This is a genomic window from Caulobacter sp. LjRoot300 (assembly GCF_964253875.1).
Classification (GTDB): Bacteria; Pseudomonadota; Alphaproteobacteria; order Caulobacterales; family Caulobacteraceae; genus Caulobacter.
This window is the reverse complement of sequence record NZ_CAXUSA020000003.1, coordinates 865,668-882,253: the sequence shown is the minus strand read 5'-3', so window position 1 is coordinate 882,253 and position 16,586 is coordinate 865,668. Positions and strand designations below refer to the sequence as shown.

Genomic DNA, 16,586 nt, shown 5'->3' with positions numbered 1-16,586 from the left:
GATCACGCGGCCTTTCGGGCCCGGCCATCCCCATCGGTCGGGTCCGACTTGCCGACCGCCCATCGAAGCCGCGCCAACACCCTGGCGCGGCGCTCACGTTGCATCAGGAACCTCGCCATGTCTCTCGACGCAGCTGTCCTCAAGGAACCCACGGACGACACGGTCCGCGGCGCGCTGGCCTCCGATCCCGCCGCGAGCATTCTCAAGCACGCCGTGAAGATCTGGGCTCGCGACCATGGCGTCGCCGAAAACGACATCTGCCGCGTGACCGAGATGGTGGTGAGCTTCGCCAAGTCGGCGATCCGCGATTGCGAGCGCAAGATCCATGTCGTCGCCTAGCCTGCCGCGATTCAGGATCCCGGGCGCGATTCTGACTCACGCCAAAAACCTGATCGCCGGCCGCGAGACGACCGCCGCGTCGGCGATGGCGGAGGATCCGCTGTTCGCGCCAAGATCGGAAGCGCGCGGCGGGTGGGCGTCGACGCCGCAGGACAAGAGCTTCTGGGCCTGCATGGCCGCCGCCGACAGGCGACTGGCCGAACTGCGGCGTGCGATCGATCAGGCCGCCGCCGAGGTGATCGCTCGCGAAGTCAACGCCAAGGCTCCGCCGATCCCGGAAGTCCAGTTCGCCGAGAGCCGATGCGAGACCGCCAAGCGGGTGATCACCGAGGCCCTGGACGCGGAGAAATCATGATCTTCGCCCTTTGGCGATAAGGTTCAGGCGGGGTGGTTCGACAGCTGTCGACCGCCACGCCTCGCCCTTGGGGGAGGGCGGTCGGATGGGCGTCGGCGCTTCGCCGTCAGATCAGCGAATGACCGACGCTCATCCGACTAAAATCTCGAAGCGGCCTCGGCGCTTCTATTTGGCGCAATCGGACTTATTTGGCGCATTCGGACTTGCCGACATTGTCCCACTTCTTGAAGCCGCGCCCGGTCTTGGCTTGCAGTCGATCATTGTAGCGCCGCAGGGCGATATCGCCTGACTGACCGGTGAGCACGTCGCAGCGGCCGGCGAAGACCTTTTCCACGCAGGCGGCGCGCGGCGCATAGCCCAGCTCCTCCCAGGCCCCGCCGACGAACCGGCGACAGGCGACGTAGTCGGCGGGCAGCTTTTGAGGCTCGGCGGCCGGGATAGCGACCTCGGCCGGCTCCGCCGCCTTGGCGGCTTCGGCGGTCGCGGCGGTCTTGGCCGCTTCGGCCATGGCCCGGCGATGGCGCTCGGCTTCGTCCATGCTGGCCTGCTCGGGCAGGTCCGGCTGGTCGTTGGCCAGCTGGAACCAGGCCATCTGCATCGTCCAGCCGCGGGCCTGGGCCAGTTGCGCCAGGTGGGCCGGGAAGTCCCGCGTCGGCCGTTCGATAGCGCCGGGGCGCAGGCCGATGTCGAACGGCCCGTCGCCCTCGATCATCAGGACCCCGGCCAGTCCGGTGGCGTTCTGGCACATGGACACCCGATAGCGGCCGCCGCCGAGATCCTTGTAGAGGTCGGGATTACGGGCCGCCAGGGCCGCGAATTGTTCGCGATTGGTCGTGAACTGCTGCAGCCGGCCGGAGGGTTGTATGGCGATGAGGCTGAAGCCCTTGGCGGGATCGGGCGCGACATTGATCATCGATTGCGACCAGAGGCCCTTGGGGCAACCCTGGATGCCGCGGTCGATTTCGAAGCGCGCCTGCTGGGCGACGAGGCTGGGAACGGCGCCGGCCTGGCCGCGGAACCGGTTGGCCGTGTCGAGCAGCGGACAGGACCCCTGGTCGGCGGGCAGGATCTCGGTGGTGTCGACCTGCAGTCCGGCCGCGCCAGCGGCGCGCGCGGCGCTCGCCACCGCCCGGTTGGCGCCGGCCGGATCTCCGGCCGCGCCGGAAATCTTGAGGCTGGCCGAGCCGTCGGCGTTCTGGCCGTGGCTCAGGGTCAGCCAGGAGCACGGAACGTTCGGCAGCGCCGCGGCGATCAGTTCGTCGGCCCGACTGGCGACCGGCGGCGGCGCGCTGCTGGTCGTGGTCGGCGCCAAGGCGGGCAAGGCGGCCTTCTTCTGGGACGACAGCACGGCGAAACCGACGCCGACCAGGACGACCGCCCCAATCACGCCGACGGCCACGCCCTTGCCCTTGAAGGGAGCGCGCGCGGGCGCCGCGGCGTCCTGGGCTTCGCGTTCCGCCTCGGCTTGGACAAGGCCCGGGGCCTTGCTGGGAGACTTTCTGGGAGACTTGTATGCCACGTCCATGGTCGGCGGGATGGGCGACGCGGTTTCGTCCTCCTTGCCCGGCCTGACCGAGATCAGAGCGGCCTGCGGCAAGGGAGCGTTCCGCGCCTCGACCTCGACCGCGCCCGAGGGCGGATCAACATCAGGATCCCGGGAAGGCTCGACGCTGGGTTCGAAGATCGTGGCCTCGGAAGTGACGACCTCCTCGTCCTCTGGCGCGGCGACAAGCGGAGGAAGCGACGATGTCGCGGCGACCGGCGGAAGGGTCGATGCGGACAACGGCGCCGGATCCGCGATCGGCCGCGAGGCGTCATCGACAATCGGCCCGCCCGTCGGCTTCGATGCGGTCGCCGCCAGATCGACGGGCTCGCTGGGCGCGAAGATCGTCCGCCCCTCGGGCGCGATCTCATCGCTTGAGGCAGCGGCCGGCGAAGGCGGAACGCTATCTTCTCCGCGCGGCTCGGCGCTCTGCCAGGAGGGTGGTTCGGACCCCAGATGGATCACCGTTCGCTCGAGATCGGGCCCGATCTCCCCCAAGGTCGCGTCGCCGAGGTCCGGCGTCCAGGATCGCGTTGAGGGCGGCTCGAACGGAACGTCCAGCGCATCCAGCGCCGAGATCACCTCGGCCATGGTCTGGGGGCGCCCCCGAGGATCCGGGCTGAGCATCCGGGCGAACAGCGGCTGCAGCAGCGGCGGGACGGCGGTGATGTCGGCGCCCGCCCGGCGGCGGTCGATCGCTTCGACCAGCGTCGTGCCCATGTCCGGCGCCCGTCCACCGGCCAGGGCCAGCACCACCAGGGCCAGGCTGTAGATGTCGGTCCATGGACCAATGCGTCGGTCGAAGTCGCCGAACTGTTCCGGCGCGACATAGCCGAGCTTTCCGGCGAAGCCGTCGCCGACGACGGTCTGGGCGCCGATCTCCATGCTCTTGGCGATGCCGAAGTCGATGATCTTGGCGCGGCTGAGCACGCCATCCGGCAGCAGGACGTTTTCGGGCGAGATGTCGCGGTGGATGGCGCCATGGCTGTGCGCCGCGTGCAGGCCCTCGGCCAAGCGACGGGTCAGCATGACCAGTTCGCCCGTGGTCGGCGACTGGCGGCCGATCAGATTGGTCAGCGGCTCGCCGTCGATGAAGTCGGTGACGATGTACAGCAGGTCCTTGCGCGGTTCGCGCGCCAGGACGCGGTACTGCACCAGGGCCGGATGGGCCAGGCTGGTGAGGGTCTTGGCCTCCTTGCGGAACAGCGCCTGGACCTTGGGATCGGCGGCCAGGTGCGGAAGGATGACCTTGACCGCCACCCGCTCCTCGGCGTTGACGTTGGCGCCTTCGTAGACCTCGCCCATGCCGCCGCGGGCGATGAAGCGCTTGATCTCGTAGATGCCGTTCAGAACGAAGCCGACGGGCAGGATGCCGCGGGGCTGGGCGGGCTTGCGCGGACCGCGCTTGCTCCAGGAGCCGGCGGGCGGGCTCGTGACGGACGCGACGTCTTCGTCGGAGGGATCGTCGGGTATGCTCACTGGGGAGGTCTCTTTCCAACTCCGGCCACAACCTCGCCTCGGACGCGCGTCGGTTGCAAGCAGTTATGCGAGGCTTCGAGCATCAGGCCGCGGCTTCCGGGATCGAGGGCGCCTGCGCCTGCGGTGACGCTTCGTTTCCTTCGAACGCGTAGGTGAAGATCGAGTGCGCGACTCCCACCGTGATCCTGGCCACTTCCTCGCCGGCCATCTGGCGTTCCAGCAGGGCGATCGACAGTTCGGGCAGCATGGTGTTGGTCAGGATGGCGTCGATCATCCGCCCGCCCGAGGCGACCTCGGTGCAACGGGAGACGATCAGTTCGACGACCGCCTGATCGTAGCTGAAGACGATGCCATGGTTCTCGGCGACGCGATTCTTCACGCGGTCCATCTGCAGGCGGACGATGCCCTGCAACATGTCCGGCGACAGCGGATAGTAGGGCAGGACGATCAGCCGGCCCAGCAGGGCGGGCGGGAACACTTTCAGCAATTCCGGCCGCAGCGACTGGGCCAGGACCTCGGCCTCCGGCTTCATCTCCTCGTCCTCCGACAGCGAGGCGATCAGGTCGGAGCCGACATTCGAGGTCAGCAGGATCAGCGTGTTCTTGAAGTCGATGTGACGCCCTTCGGAGTCGTCCATGTAGCCCTTGTCGAACACCTGGAAGAACATCTCGTGGACGTCCGGGTGGGCTTTCTCGACCTCGTCGAGCAGCACCACGGAATAGGGGCGGCGGCGCACGGCCTCGGTCAGGACGCCGCCCTGGCCATAGCCGACATAGCCCGCCGGCGCGCCCTTCAGGGTCGAGACGGTGTGGGCCTCCTGGAACTCGCTCATATTGATGACGATCAGGCTGTCGTCGCCGGAATAGAGCAGTTCGGACAGGGCGTGGGCGGTCTCGGTCTTGCCCACGCCGGACGGACCGCACAGCATGAACACGCCGACCGGCTTGTTAGGGTTGTCGAGCTTGGCGCGGCTGGTTTGGATGCGCTTGGCCACGGCGTCCATCGCGTGGTTCTGCCCCACCACGCGCTTCTTCAACTGGTCGGCGATGGTCAGGACCGAGGCGATCTCGTCCTTGACCATGCGGCCGACCGGGATGCCGGTCCAGTCGCCGACGACCGTGGCCACCGCGTCGGCGTCGACCTCGCCGAACACCATCGGATCGTCTCCATGGGCCTGCGCGACCGCCAGCAGGGCGGCGTCGAGCGCGGCCTTCAGGGCGGAGACGTCGTCGGTGTTGGCGGCCGCCGCGGCGGCCACGGCCTGGCGGGTTTCGTAGGCCTTGGCGATCGCGTCTTTCTCGGCCGCCCACTTGGCTTCCACGGCATCGAGCGCGACCTGCGCCTCCTCGATCGCCTCCTTCAGCTTTTCGATGCGCTCCACGCCGGCGTACTGGCCCTCGGCCTCGCGGGTGGCGATCTCCAGCTCGACGTTCAGGAGCTCGACGCGGCGACGGCGGCTTTCGACCGGCGCGGGGGTCGCGTGCTGCGACACGGCCACCCGGGCCCCGGCGGTGTCGAGCAGACTGACGGCCTTGTCGGGGAGCTGCCGGGCCGGCACATAGCGCTGGGACAGCTTGACGGCCGCCTCCACCGCCTCGTCGAGGATCACCACCTTATGGTGCTTCTCCATGGCCGAGGCCACCGACCGCAGCATGGCGATCGCCACCCCGGTGTCCGGTTCTCCGACATTGACCGTCTGGAACCGGCGGGTGAGGGCGGGGTCCTTTTCGAAGTACTGACGATATTCCGACCAGGTGGTGGCGGCGATGGTCCGCAACCGGCCGCGCGCCAGGGCGGGCTTGAGCAGGTTGGCGGCGTCGCCGGTGCCGGCCTGGCCGCCGGCCCCGATCAGGGTGTGGGCCTCGTCGATGAACAGGATGATCGGCTTGGGCGAGGATTCGATCTCGTCGATCACCTCCCGCAGCCGCTTCTCGAATTCGCCCTTCACGCCGGCGCCGGCCTGCAGCAGCCCGATGTCCAGCGCGCGGAGGGTGACGTCCTTGAGCGCGGGCGGAACGTCGCCGTCGATGATCCGGCGCGCCAGGCCCTCGACGACCGCCGTCTTGCCGACCCCCGCCTCGCCGGCCAGGATCGGGTTGTTCTGGCGACGGCGCAGCAGGATGTCGATCACCTGACGGATCTCGGCGTCGCGACCGACGATCGGATCGATCTCGCCCGTCCTGGCGCGCTCGGTCAGGTCGACGGAATATTTGGCCAGCGTTTCGCCCGAGCCGCCGGCGAACGGCGCGCCGGCCGTTCCGGCCTGGTCCGAGGGGCCGTCGATCACCGGGGCGCCGCCGACCTCGGCCGAGCTGGCGACGATCTGGGCGAACTCGTCGCCCAGGGCGTCGGCCGAGACCTTGCGGAACTCCGGCGAGATGGCGAACAGGGCGTTGCGCAGGATTGGGGTCTTGAGCATGCCGAAGACCAGGTGGCCGGTGCGCACGCGGCCGGCCTGGAACATCAGCGACGCATAGAGCCACCCCTTCTCTATGGCCTCCTCGATCTGCGGCGAGAAGTCCGAGATCGCCGTCGCGCCGCGAGGCAGGCCGTCGAGGGCGGCTACGACGTCGCGGGCCAGCTTGGTGTCGTCCAGGGCGAACCGCGTGCGGATCGCGGCCAGGTCGTTCTGCGGATCCTGCAGCAGGATATGGATCCAGTGCACCAGCTCGACATAGGGATTGCCGCGCATCTTGCAGAAGCCGGTCGCGGTTTCGATGCTCTTCAGGCCGGTCGGGCTGAGGCGGCCGAACAGGGCGGAGCGGTTGATCTCGGTCATGCGGCATCTCTCTTGGCGGCGGCTCGAGCCACGCGACGCGAGCTCGGGCCAAGACGGGTCTCGGCACGCGGACCGCTGCCGGCCGGCGGATTGATCCAGCTGGTCCAGCCCAGCCGGGCGCGGCCGTCCAGGGACGCGGGACGCCGCGCGGCTTCGCTGGCCTCGATCTCGAGGTCCCATTCCAGATGGGACGGGGCGAAGGAGTCCAGCGCCTCTGCGACGACCGCGAAGCGCGGCCCGCCCGGCAGCAGGTTCTCGTAATCCTGGAACGTGTCGACCTTCACGGCGATGCGAAAGGCGTCCGAAACGGTGCTGGTGCGCCGCCCGCAGACCGCGTCGCCGCCCAGGCGGCTGTAGGCGCCGCCCAGGCGGGTCTGGTCCGCCGGCTCGATGTCGCGCCAGACCGGACGGTATTCCCTCAGCCGCACTGGCGCGCCCACCAGGTCGGCGACGGCGTCCTCGATGCCCGCCGCGCTGCGTCGCGACGCATAGAGGCCCGCATAGTAGAGGCGGGCTCGCGCGGGAAAGGCCGCGTTCTCGGGAACCCCGGCGGTCGCGCCGGTCAGGGCGCCCAGATAGCCGGCGAAACGGTCGTCGCCGGGACGGTCGGCGTTGGCCGCCGGATTGGATTCGGCCCAGGCGCGGTAGAAGAACTGCAGCATCCGTCCGGCCAGCATGTCGAGGAAGTGCCCGAACGGACGGCCCTTGGCGTAACGGCGCTCGAAATGGGCGAACTCGCTGAGGTGCAGAGGCAAGGGGCCCATCGGCCCGGTCAGCCCGAACCAGTAGCCCTCGACCTTGGCGCGCCCGCCCTTGACGGTGATCGCCTCCAGCGTCGAGCCCGGAAAGCCCAGGGCGGGAAGCTGGGCCAGGTCGACCAGGTTCTGCGCGGGAAGGCGGGCGTCGCCGATGCGCGGCAAATCCGGCGCGCGCGCCTCCGCGGCGCGCAGCAGGCCGAACAGGCCGTACCGCTTCGCATTCCCCGCCGCCTGGCGAAGAAACTCTAGATGTTGCGATGTTCGCCCATTCTCGGCGGCCATTGCGCGAAGGTTCCTTCCTGGGGACTTTCGAAGATGCATTCGGTGAAGGCGTTCACGGTCGCGAACTCGCCAAGGAACCGCTCCAGGACGGCCGAGAACAGGAACATCCGGCCGTTCTCGAACGGAGCGTCGTCCAGCTTGAGGCGCAGGCGTTGGCCGCGGGCGAAGGCGCTGCGTCCCGGGCCCGACACCCGCCGCGTCACCGGTTCGGAGCGGATGGCCAGCACGCCGTCGATCTGACGCCGCAAGGCCGGATCGTCGATCCGGCCGTAGAGCGCCAGGTGATCGCGCAGGACCGAGGGGTCGTCGTCGTCACCCAGGGCGAAGGACGCGTAGTTGGGCGTCAGATGGCCGATGACCCTCCAGGCGCCGTCGCTGATGCCCATCGGCGGCCGGGGCTTGGTCGGGGCGCGCACGATCGTCACGGCGCGGACAGGGACGCCGCTGATCCGAAAGTCCGTCGCGCCGCCGGTGCGCAGGGTCTCGGCCAGTTCGCGGTTGGTGACCAGCGCGCGAATGGCCAGTTCGTAGATCCCCTCCAGCCGCCGGGGCTCCCCAGGGGCGGCCAGGCTGATCCAGGTTTCCGTGCCCAGATAGTCGGTCCGGCGCCGGAGGCGCTGCTCCTTGGTGGACAGGCGACGGTGCCGCAGGCGGGTGACGTAGAACAGTGCCTCGGTCCAGTCGTAGAGCAGGCTGCCGAAGGCGTGCAGCGGCGCGACCGGCCGGGCGTCGCCGTTCTTCTGCGAATGGGCCGTCACTTCCAGCGGGCGGAAGATCTCGAAGTCCAGCGGCCGGGTACGGTCGGCGATCAACTGGTGTTCGTGGTCGAACTCGCTGATCGCCACGCGGTCGATCTGCTTCTCGAACAGATTGATCGCCGGCGTCGCGAACAGCTTGAAGTTCGCCGGCGACGCGGCGCCCGCCAGGGCCGTAGACGCCCGGTCGAACAGGAAGACCACCTCGCATTCGGTCCGGCACTTGGCGAAGACCTGGGCCAGCTCGCGCAGGCGGACGAACAGGAAGCGTTCCGGGCAGGCGAAATATTCCGACAACAGACGATAGCCCCGGAACGACCGCCGGCCCGTCGGCAGAAGGGCGCAGTTCTCCTCGAACCCATGCTGCTCGGCCGCCGGCAGCTTGACCCAGGCCGCGGCGCCGGCCGCGGAGTCCACCGAGCGGGCCACGGTCGCCACGGCGTCGCCGATCAGTTGCCGGTAGAGCTCGCCCGGCGCCACTTCCGAGCCGTCCAGATAGATCGGCAAGGCGTCCGGCGCGATCGCCGACAGGGGGACTCCGCCCAAGGCGCTGAACTTCAGGCGCAGTCCCGCCTCGGCGCGCACCCCCGCGGCCCCGGCATAGGCGGCGACGGCCGCCCGGGTCGGCAGGTATTCGGCTTCGCTGATCTTCAGCGGCCAGAGCGTGACGTCCTGTCCGGTCCGGAAGATCACCGGCGTGGCGGCTTCGTCGCCCGAGGTGGCGGACATCTCGGTCAGACGAGGGACCACGAACCCGGCGGCGATCGCGTGGTCGCTGTCCTGGGGTTCGAGGGTCACCACGCACATCGACGGGGTCGGCGCCAGGTAGTGCGGCTGGATGGCGTTGAGCAGGTGTTGGGTGAAATCGGGAAACTGGTCCTGCAGCTTCAGCTTCACGCGGGCCCCGAGGAAGGCCACGCCTTCCAGGAGCCGCTCGACATAAGGGTCGGTGTCGGAGGGGGCGTTGAGGCCCAGCCGCCCCGCGACCGTCTCGTATTCCTCGCCGAACTCGCGCGCGGTCTCGCGAAGATAGAGCAGTTCCTCATTATAGGCTCTGAGGAGGCGAGGATCCATCCGTCTACTCCCGGAGGGTCGCCGCGCCCGTGTCGATCTCGACGTCGGTCTTGAACTCGACGGGCAGCGCCATGACGGCGCTGGTGACGTCGGCCCGGATGACGAAGGTCACGGCGTTGGGCTTGGCGTCCTTGGCGGTGGCGGTGACGTCGAGGCGCTGGGGGGCGATGCGCGGCTCGAAGCGCCGGATGGCCTGCTTGATCTCGCGCGCCCGGTTCTCGACCGCCCGCCGCTGCAGCAGCTTGCCGGCCATGTCGGGCACGCCGTAGTTCAGGACCGAGGTCGCCACCTCGGGATAGGGCTTCAGGTTCTGGGCCGCGCCGAACTGGGTGGTGTTCAGGATCCAGTTCAGCTCGCGCAGGACCGTGGCCCGCAGCGCGGCCTCGTTGAAGCGTTCGATCTTGAGAATCGGATAGAGCCGCCGCGTCGCCGCGCGGCTGACCTGGCCCTCGACCTTCGGATCGTCCCGGACGTCGTCGAAGTCGAGATCGGCGACGAGCTTGTCGAACAGGGTCGGATTGATCCGGGCTGGCATGGCGTCAGGCGAAGGCCAGATGGCGAAGCGCCAGGACGCCCGCCTCTTCACCGTCTCCCAACGACCAGAGCTTCTGGCCCAGGCCTTCGGCGCCCTTCGGGCCCTCGCGCCAGTCGGTGGCGCGGGCCAACAGCAGGTTGGCGTCCGTCGAGGTCTGGGTCCCGGGATAGCGGGCCGGCAGGATCGCCGCCACGCCCTGTCCGGTCTTGAACTCGATTTCCACGGGCAGCCAGACCAGGTCGCGCAGGTCCCGCGGCCCGTCGCTGGTGATCTTGCGCACCGCGTCGAAGGGGACAAGCCCCCAGCGCCCATGAATGACGGCCTCGAAGGCCGGACCGAAGCGGGGGTCCGCGTCGGCGATCCAGTCGAAGTCCTGGTCGTTGAAACGGCCGGGCGTATCGGGCGCGGCGTCGAAAGCTCGCGACCGGGCGGCCTCGGCGTCGTCCGCACGCCCCTGCAAACCCGCGCCGAGAGCGACCGCGAGATCGCCCGCCCACGGGCTGGTATTGACCAGCAGGGCCGGCGGAACCTCTCCCGCGAAGGTCTTCTCGCGCTGGATCTCGGCCTCGATGGCCAGGTTGTAGGCCACGGCCAGCATCTGGGCTTCGGGAGACAGCTGGGTCAGCACCTTCAGCTGCGCCTTGGCCTTGTCCCATTCCCCCAGGATGCAGAACAGCTGGAACAGAAACATGCGGCTAGGCTGATCGTCCGGCGCGCGCTTGACCCTTTCGACAAGGGCTTGGCGCGCGCCGTCCAGATCGCCAGCGCGTAGGAGGTCGTCGGCGTTAGGCATTCTTCGCTTCTATGATTGGCCGAAGACCGGCGCGGCTCGCCTAGAACTTGGCGTTGCCGGCGATGTCCCACTTGAAGTCGCCCGTCCCGGCCGCCTTGCCGGCCGAGCTCTGTTCCTTGTACGCGACCTCGACCTTGGCGAAGTTGAGCGAGACGTTTTCGGTCAGGCGATCCTCGCCGCCGCTGCCGCCGGTGGACACCGAGCTGACCAGACAGTCGGTCATGGTGATGGTGATGTATTCCAGCGGCGTCTCGCCGGCCTTGCGCACCACCAGCGTGGCCTTGCTGATGTGCTTGCCGTTGGCGGCGGCCAGCATCAACGGCGAGGACGCCAGGTCGACGTACTTGGTGAAGGACAGGTCCTGGACGTTCACCTTGCCGGCGCCGGCGCCGCCGCCAACGTGGGCGGTGCCCGAGTTGGTCATGCCCCAGCTCCAGGCCAGAACGTCGATCTCACCCTTGTGGCTGGTGTCCTTGGACTCACCACTGATGCCTTCAAGTTTCAGGAACATATCAACGGCCATAAGGCGTTCTCCTCACGAAAAATGATTTTACTGACAGCTAGTTCGGCCCCTTGGGCAGGCGCGAGACCATGCTGAGCGACACGTCCATCCCTTCGAGTTGGTAGTGCGGCACCATGCGGAAGACGCCGCGGTAGTAGCCGGGGTTCTCGGGGTCGGGGATGACATCCACCGAAGCGGATTTCAGGGGCTTGCGAGCCTTGTCTTCTTCGGTCGAGAAGTCCGGCTGCATGTCCACGTACTGCATGATCCAGGACTGCAGATCACTGGCCAGGACCGGGGCCTCGCGGCTGCTGCCGATCCAGTCGCGCACCATGCACTTCAGATAGTGGGCGAAGCGGCAGCTGGCGAAGATGTAGGGCAGGCGCGCCGACAGATTGGCGCTGGCGGTGGCGTCGGCGTCCTCATAGGCCTTCGGGGCGTGCAGGGTTTGGGCGCCGATGAAGGTGGCTTGGTCGGTGTTCTTGCGATGCACCAGGGCCATCAGCCCGGCCTTGGACAGCTCGGCTTCGCGGCGATCGGAAATAGCGATCTCCGTCGGACACTTGGCGTCCATCGCCCCGTCGTCGGTGGGGAACATCGCGGTCGGCAGGTCTTCGACGGTGCCGCCCGACTCCACGCCGCGAATGCGCGTGCACCAGCCATAGGTCTTGAAGGCTTCGGTGATGCGCACGCCCAGGGCGTAGGAGGCGTTCAGCCAAAGATAGTTGTCGTGCTGACCGCCGTCGGTGTCCTCCTCGAACGCGAACTCCTCGACCGGTTCGCTGTTGGCGCCATAGAGCGGGCGTCCCAGGAAGCGGGGCAGGGTGAGCGCCATGTAGCGGCTGTCGTTCGAGGCCCGGAATGAGCGCCAAGCCATGTAGTCGGTGGCGTCGAACTGCTTGGCGATGTCGCGCGGGTTGGCCAGTTCCTGCCAGCTTTCCATGCCGAGCAGCTGGGAGTCCGCCGCCGCGATGAACGGGGCGTGCGCCGCCGCGCCGATCTTCGACAGACCCTTCATCACCTCGATGTCAGGCGCGGTGTGGTCGAAGGCGTAGTCGCAGATGAAGGCGCCATAGGGCTGCCCGCCCAGTTGGCCGAACTCGGCCTCATAGATCTTCTTGAACAGGGGGCTCTGGTCCCAGGCCGCGTCGCGGAACTGCCGCAGCATCTTGCGGGTCTCGTCCTTGGAGACGTTCAGGACGCGAACCTTCAGGTCCTTGCCGGTCGGGGTGTTGCCGACGAGGTACCAAAGCCCGCGCCAGGCCGATTCCAGGGTCTGGAAGTCCTTGTGGTGGATGATCTTGTTGACCTGCTCGGTCAGCTTGCGGTCGATCGCGGCCTTCAGGGCGTCCACGGTCGAGAAGACGTCGGCCCCGATGACCTGGGTGTCCTCGAGCGCCTGCTGCGCCAGGGTCTTCACCGCCTCTTCGATCCGCGCCTGCTTGGCGTCGGTGTTGGGCTTGAACTCCCTTTGCAGCAGCGAGGCGAAATCATCGACGGTGACGGTTTCCGCGGCGGGGGCGCCAGTCTGCTGAAGCGTTTCTTGCGCCATCAAGGTCTCCCAACGGGCAGGGTAGGGGAAAGCATCGTAGATCTACCGTAGATTGTCTAGGCGTTATCGGCGGGCGGCTTGGCGGCCGCGAGGGCCTTCATCAGCTCGGGATCCTTCAGGACCTTGTCGAGCAGGTCCTGGGCGCCGTCCTTGCCGTCCATGTAAAGCATCAGGTCGTTCAGTTGCTGCCGAGCTTCCAGCAACTTGGCCAGGGCCGGCACATTCTTGGCGACCTGGCCCGGCGAGAAGTCTTCCATCGACTTGAAGGTCATGTCGACGCCGATCTTGCCGTCTCCGGTCAAGGTGTTCTCGACCGTGAAAGCGGCGCGGGGCGCGATCGCTTCCATCTTCTGTTCGAAGTTGTCCATGTCGAACTCGACAAAGTCGCGCTTGTCGAGCGGTTTCTTCTCGACGTTCGACTTGCCGGACAGGTCAGACATAACTCCGACTACGAATGGAATTTCGATCTTCTGGCGGGAACCAAAAGTTTCCACTTCGTATTCGATATGAACACGAGGCGCGCGATTCTCCTTGATGAAACGCTGCCCACCTTTGTTTGACGCCATGGCTATCCACCCGCAATTAGACGTTATGTGCCGCTATAATCACCACCATCATAGATCTACATAATGGCGCTGTTCAACCGATAGCTCAAGCTTGTTCGCGATGTTTTCGTGATTGCAGAACGTTGCGAGCTTCGTCCACGCTGCCGGGCGCGATATCTTCGAGAATTGCCATGAAGTCCAATCCAACCCATTCACGCGCACGCTGCAGCAACGTCAGGATCGGATGCCCCGGTTCCCTGCGCCGGTAGTAGTCGCCCAACGCCTCGAGGGCGCGGACGACATCGTCCCGGGTCTCGATCCGCGCGCCCAAGCCAGGCGTGGAGTTCGAGAAGCTTGGCGATGCAACGTCCGGTTCCGCGGTTGGTTCCCCGTTTTCTGGCGCGGTAGGATTTAGAACGAACGCCTGCACCGCGCGCCGCATCTGGCCGAGCGCTTCGTAAGTCGGCCGAAAATTCGTGGAACCGCCGTCGTCGGCGTTGGCGGTCAGCGTCAGATCCACGCGGCGAAGGCTGTCCTCGATCGTATTCAGCCGCTGGACGATCTCCGCGAGGCCGTCCTGGCTCACATCTTCGAGCGCGGCCCGGAACATTCCGTAGCCTTCCTCGGTTTCACCTCCCAAGCGGAAGCGTTCGAAGTCGTCGATCGAATAGTCACCGAGGCGAGGATGGCGGATCAGCGTGATCCTGCGCAGGGGCTGGATGAACTGCGAGCTCCCGATCAGGGAATCGCACGGGCCCTTGCGCCCCTGGAAGCCATACTCCTCGAGCCGGGGATGCAGGCTCGGCCAATAGGCCTCCAGCAGGCCCGCCAGGTACTGGGCGCCGACCTCGACGGTTTCCAGGTCGCCCGCGCGGGCGCCGGCGCGGCAAAGATAGATGGGCAGCCAGATGTCCTTGGTGCGCGCGCTCTGCTCGCCGATCTTGGCGATGATCGCCCGCCAATCGACGTCGGAGGCCTGGGCCTCGACGCCGGACGCGTCGATCGACACCTCGGTCTCGAAGGCCTGCTCGATTTCGTAGCGCTGCGGATCGTAGGCGAGGTCAGGGCCGGTCGGGTCGTCGTCGGAAACCGGCGCCAACAATCGACTCGGATCAAGCGCCATGTTCGCGTTCGCCTCAACGTTGATGCAGCGCCCACGCCTTTTTTCTCGAACCCGCGAAAATCGACGGTGGGGGCGGGCGCGGAGTGTGGCCCAAGAAATCGTTTTGGCAAGTGTGTCTGGTTGAGATGTTGAAATTGATCGCTACACCTATGCAATGCGAGCCGCGGGCCGTAGGTTTCAGGCACAGTAACGGGAGCGATTAATGGATCGGCAGGCTACGATATCTGTCGCTCTTGGTGCGGCTAAGCTTCACCTTGAGCGTTTCGAGTCCATTGAGCGCTTGAGCGAGCCGTTTGTGATTGTTGTGGAAGGGTTTTCCGCCGACGAGATCGATTTTCTGCCGCACCTCGGCAAGCCGGTTTCGCTGGACGCCGGCGACGAGATGGACCACGTCCGCTTCTTCCATGGGTTGTTGACCGAGGCCGCCCTGATCAAGGTCGACATCAACGGCGCGCACTACCGGCTGACCGTCAGGCCCTGGCTGTCGCTTCTGGACCAGAACCGAAATTACCGGATCTTCCAGGACAAGAGCGTCGTCGATATCGCCAAGCAGGTGTTCTCCGACGCCGGCATGAAGGACGTCGAGTTCGACCGGCTGACCGGCAGCTACAAGCCGCGCGAATATTGCGTCCAGTACAAGGAAAGCGACTTCAACTTCGTCTCGCGCCTGTTCGAAGACGAGGGCATCTACTACTATTTCCGGCATGAAGAAGCCGCGCACAAGCTGGTCCTCTGCGATGGAAAGTCGGCCCACAAGCCGGAGCAGGGCTATGAGAGCATCCGCTTTCTTCCGGTCGCCGGCGACGAGACGAGCACGCCCGACACCCTCTCCGACTGGAACGAGCGGATCAGTTCGGTCAGCCAGGCCAGTGTGACCCTACGCAGTTTCGACTTCACCAAGCCGCAGAACCCCGTCGAAGCGGTCAGCCAGGGCGCTGGCCAACATCCCGGCGACGCGCTGGAGGTCTACGAATATCTCGGCGACTTCACCGACAAGAGCGAGGGCGAGGCCCGTGGCCAGGCGCGTCTGGCGGCCAGCCGTGCGCCCCGGCGTCTTTACAGCGGCGGCGGCGACGTCCTGGGCTTGGCTTGCGGCAGTCTGTTCACCCTGACCGAAGCGGGGGTCGACCGCTTCAACCAGGAATATCTGATCATCGGCCTCAACCATGTCGTCGAGGCCGAAAGCCATCGCAGCGGCGACGACCGCCAGGCCCGGCGCGTCAATGTCGTGGCGATCCCCAGCGACACGCTGTTCCGCCCGCCGCTGGTCGCCACCAAGCCGATCTCCAGCGGCGTCGAGACCGCCACGGTGACCGGACCGGCCGGCGAAGTGGTCTATGTCGACGAATGGGGCCGTGTGAAGGTGCGCTTCCACTGGGATCGCTCGCCCGACCAGCCCGGCAAGACGTCGTGCTGGATGCGTGTCTCCCACCACTCGGCGGGCGCGGGTTTCGGCAATGTCGACCTGCCGCGCGTGGGACAGGAGGTCATTGTCGATTTCCTGAACGGCGATCCGGATCGGCCGATCATCACCGGGCGGGTCTATAACGGCCAGCGCAAGCACGCCTACGACCTGCCGGCCCAGAAGACCCGCTCGCTGTGGCGCACCCAGACGATCGGGCGCTCGGGCGACTATGCCGGGGCCGAGAAGACGCCGCCGCCCAACAGCGCGGGCTTCAACGAGATCCGGCTGGAGGACAAGGGCGGCGCGGAGGAGATCTATATCCACGCCCAGCGCGAGATGGTGCGCGACGTGCTGCTCGACGACACCCTGACCGTCCAGCGCGACCGCGCCACACGAGTGGGCCGCGACCGCAAGACCGCGGTCAAGCGGAACGAAACCACCACGATCGAGACCGGTGACGAGACCCACGAGGTCAGCAAGGGCAAGCGCACGACCACGATCGAGCTTGACGATGGAACCACCGTGCGCTCTGGCAGCTATAGCTTGAAGGTGGACAAGGGGACGGTGACGATCGAAGCCGCGCAGAGCATCACGCTCAGGGTGGGGAAGAGTTCGATCGTGATGACCCCTTCCCAAATCACGCTGGACGCCCTGACGATCCTCAGCAACGCGCATGTGTTGAACATCGTGAACGGTCCGCAGACCGAGGTTCACGGGACAGGCGGAACGACGATTACGGGCGGCGTCGTCAAGATCAACTAGGACCG

At 67.0% G+C, this 16,586-nt stretch carries 13 protein-coding genes; 3 read left to right on the top strand and 10 right to left on the bottom strand.

From position 1 onward, the window contains the following. The first annotated feature begins 117 nt into the window (after positions 1 to 117). Positions 118 to 339, top strand: a complete 222-nt coding sequence (locus ACSQ2G_RS14115) for a hypothetical protein (RefSeq protein ID WP_436031816.1) — start codon at positions 118 to 120, stop codon at positions 337 to 339. Continuing rightward, positions 326 to 694: a hypothetical protein gene (locus tag ACSQ2G_RS14110; RefSeq protein ID WP_436031814.1), complete on the top strand. Its 369-nt coding sequence runs from the start codon at positions 326 to 328 to the stop codon at positions 692 to 694. Before ACSQ2G_RS14115 ends, ACSQ2G_RS14110 begins: the two co-directional genes overlap by 14 nt. Before the next feature lie 184 nt (positions 695 to 878). Here the strand turns inward: ACSQ2G_RS14110 and ACSQ2G_RS14105 are convergent, their stop codons facing one another. The 10 genes from ACSQ2G_RS14105 to ACSQ2G_RS14060 all read right to left on the bottom strand — a co-directional run bounded on the left by ACSQ2G_RS14105 (position 879) and on the right by ACSQ2G_RS14060 (position 14,414). Next, a complete protein-coding gene (locus ACSQ2G_RS14105; protein ID WP_436031812.1) occupies positions 879 to 3,716 on the bottom strand; it encodes a protein kinase domain-containing protein in 2,838 nt (945 codons plus the stop codon). An 82-nt stretch (positions 3,717 to 3,798) separates the two neighbouring features. Further along, complete coding sequence (tssH, locus tag ACSQ2G_RS14100) at positions 3,799 to 6,495, bottom strand: type VI secretion system ATPase TssH (protein WP_436031810.1); 2,697 nt, start codon at positions 6,493 to 6,495, stop codon at positions 3,799 to 3,801. Continuing rightward, on the bottom strand, positions 6,492 to 7,535 hold the full coding sequence (gene tssG / locus ACSQ2G_RS14095) for a type VI secretion system baseplate subunit TssG (protein WP_436031808.1): 1,044 nt from the start codon (positions 7,533 to 7,535) through the stop codon (positions 6,492 to 6,494). The genes tssH and tssG overlap by 4 nt, the downstream gene beginning before the upstream one ends. Beyond that, positions 7,499 to 9,364: a type VI secretion system baseplate subunit TssF gene (gene tssF, locus ACSQ2G_RS14090; RefSeq protein ID WP_436031806.1), complete on the bottom strand. Its 1,866-nt coding sequence runs from the start codon at positions 9,362 to 9,364 to the stop codon at positions 7,499 to 7,501. The genes tssG and tssF overlap by 37 nt, the downstream gene beginning before the upstream one ends. Positions 9,365 to 9,368: 4 nt before the next feature. Next, a complete protein-coding gene (tssE, locus tag ACSQ2G_RS14085; RefSeq protein WP_436031804.1) occupies positions 9,369 to 9,899 on the bottom strand; it encodes a type VI secretion system baseplate subunit TssE in 531 nt (176 codons plus the stop codon). Positions 9,900 to 9,903: 4 nt separating this feature from the next. Next, positions 9,904 to 10,590, bottom strand: coding sequence for a type VI secretion system accessory protein TagJ (locus tag ACSQ2G_RS14080; protein ID WP_436031802.1), 687 nt, complete (start codon positions 10,588 to 10,590; stop codon positions 9,904 to 9,906). Between the two features lie 142 nt (positions 10,591 to 10,732). Further along, the gene (locus ACSQ2G_RS14075) at positions 10,733 to 11,215 is read right to left on the bottom strand and encodes a type VI secretion system tube protein Hcp (RefSeq protein WP_028041017.1); all 483 of its coding nucleotides are present in this window, start codon (positions 11,213 to 11,215) and stop codon (positions 10,733 to 10,735) included. A 37-nt stretch (positions 11,216 to 11,252) separates the two neighbouring features. Further along, a complete protein-coding gene (gene tssC, locus ACSQ2G_RS14070) occupies positions 11,253 to 12,746 on the bottom strand; it encodes a type VI secretion system contractile sheath large subunit (protein ID WP_310080573.1) in 1,494 nt (497 codons plus the stop codon). Positions 12,747 to 12,802: 56 nt separating this feature from the next. Continuing rightward, a complete protein-coding gene (gene tssB, locus ACSQ2G_RS14065) occupies positions 12,803 to 13,312 on the bottom strand; it encodes a type VI secretion system contractile sheath small subunit (RefSeq protein ID WP_436031799.1) in 510 nt (169 codons plus the stop codon). Between the two features lie 85 nt (positions 13,313 to 13,397). Beyond that, on the bottom strand, positions 13,398 to 14,414 hold the full coding sequence (locus ACSQ2G_RS14060) for an ImpA family type VI secretion system protein (protein ID WP_436031797.1): 1,017 nt from the start codon (positions 14,412 to 14,414) through the stop codon (positions 13,398 to 13,400). A gap of 202 nt (positions 14,415 to 14,616) precedes the next feature. Here ACSQ2G_RS14060 and ACSQ2G_RS14055 point away from each other — a divergent pair, with 202 nt between their 5' ends. Continuing rightward, the gene (locus tag ACSQ2G_RS14055; protein ID WP_436031795.1) at positions 14,617 to 16,581 is read left to right on the top strand and encodes a type VI secretion system Vgr family protein; all 1,965 of its coding nucleotides are present in this window, start codon (positions 14,617 to 14,619) and stop codon (positions 16,579 to 16,581) included. Positions 16,582 to 16,586 lie beyond the last annotated feature (5 nt).

Bases quoted from the DNA above. Each gene is read 5' to 3' on its own strand.
- ACSQ2G_RS14110 (WP_436031814.1), top strand. From the start codon at position 326: ATGTCGTCGCCTAGCCTGCCGCGATTCAGGATCCCGGGCGCGATTCTG.
- tssF (WP_436031806.1), bottom strand. From the start codon at position 9,364: ATGGATCCTCGCCTCCTCAGAGCCTATAATGAGGAACTGCTCTATCTT.
- ACSQ2G_RS14075 (WP_028041017.1), bottom strand. From the start codon at position 11,215: ATGGCCGTTGATATGTTCCTGAAACTTGAAGGCATCAGTGGTGAGTCC.
- ACSQ2G_RS14080 (WP_436031802.1), bottom strand. From the start codon at position 10,590: ATGTTTCTGTTCCAGCTGTTCTGCATCCTGGGGGAATGGGACAAGGCC.
- tssE (WP_436031804.1), bottom strand. From the start codon at position 9,899: ATGCCAGCCCGGATCAATCCGACCCTGTTCGACAAGCTCGTCGCCGAT.
- ACSQ2G_RS14060 (WP_436031797.1), bottom strand. From the start codon at position 14,414: ATGGCGCTTGATCCGAGTCGATTGTTGGCGCCGGTTTCCGACGACGAC.
- ACSQ2G_RS14055 (WP_436031795.1), top strand. From the start codon at position 14,617: ATGGATCGGCAGGCTACGATATCTGTCGCTCTTGGTGCGGCTAAGCTT.
- tssB (WP_436031799.1), bottom strand. From the start codon at position 13,312: ATGGCGTCAAACAAAGGTGGGCAGCGTTTCATCAAGGAGAATCGCGCG.
- tssC (WP_310080573.1), bottom strand. From the start codon at position 12,746: ATGGCGCAAGAAACGCTTCAGCAGACTGGCGCCCCCGCCGCGGAAACC.
- tssG (WP_436031808.1), bottom strand. From the start codon at position 7,535: ATGGCCGCCGAGAATGGGCGAACATCGCAACATCTAGAGTTTCTTCGC.
- ACSQ2G_RS14115 (WP_436031816.1), top strand. From the start codon at position 118: ATGTCTCTCGACGCAGCTGTCCTCAAGGAACCCACGGACGACACGGTC.
- tssH (WP_436031810.1), bottom strand. From the start codon at position 6,495: ATGACCGAGATCAACCGCTCCGCCCTGTTCGGCCGCCTCAGCCCGACC.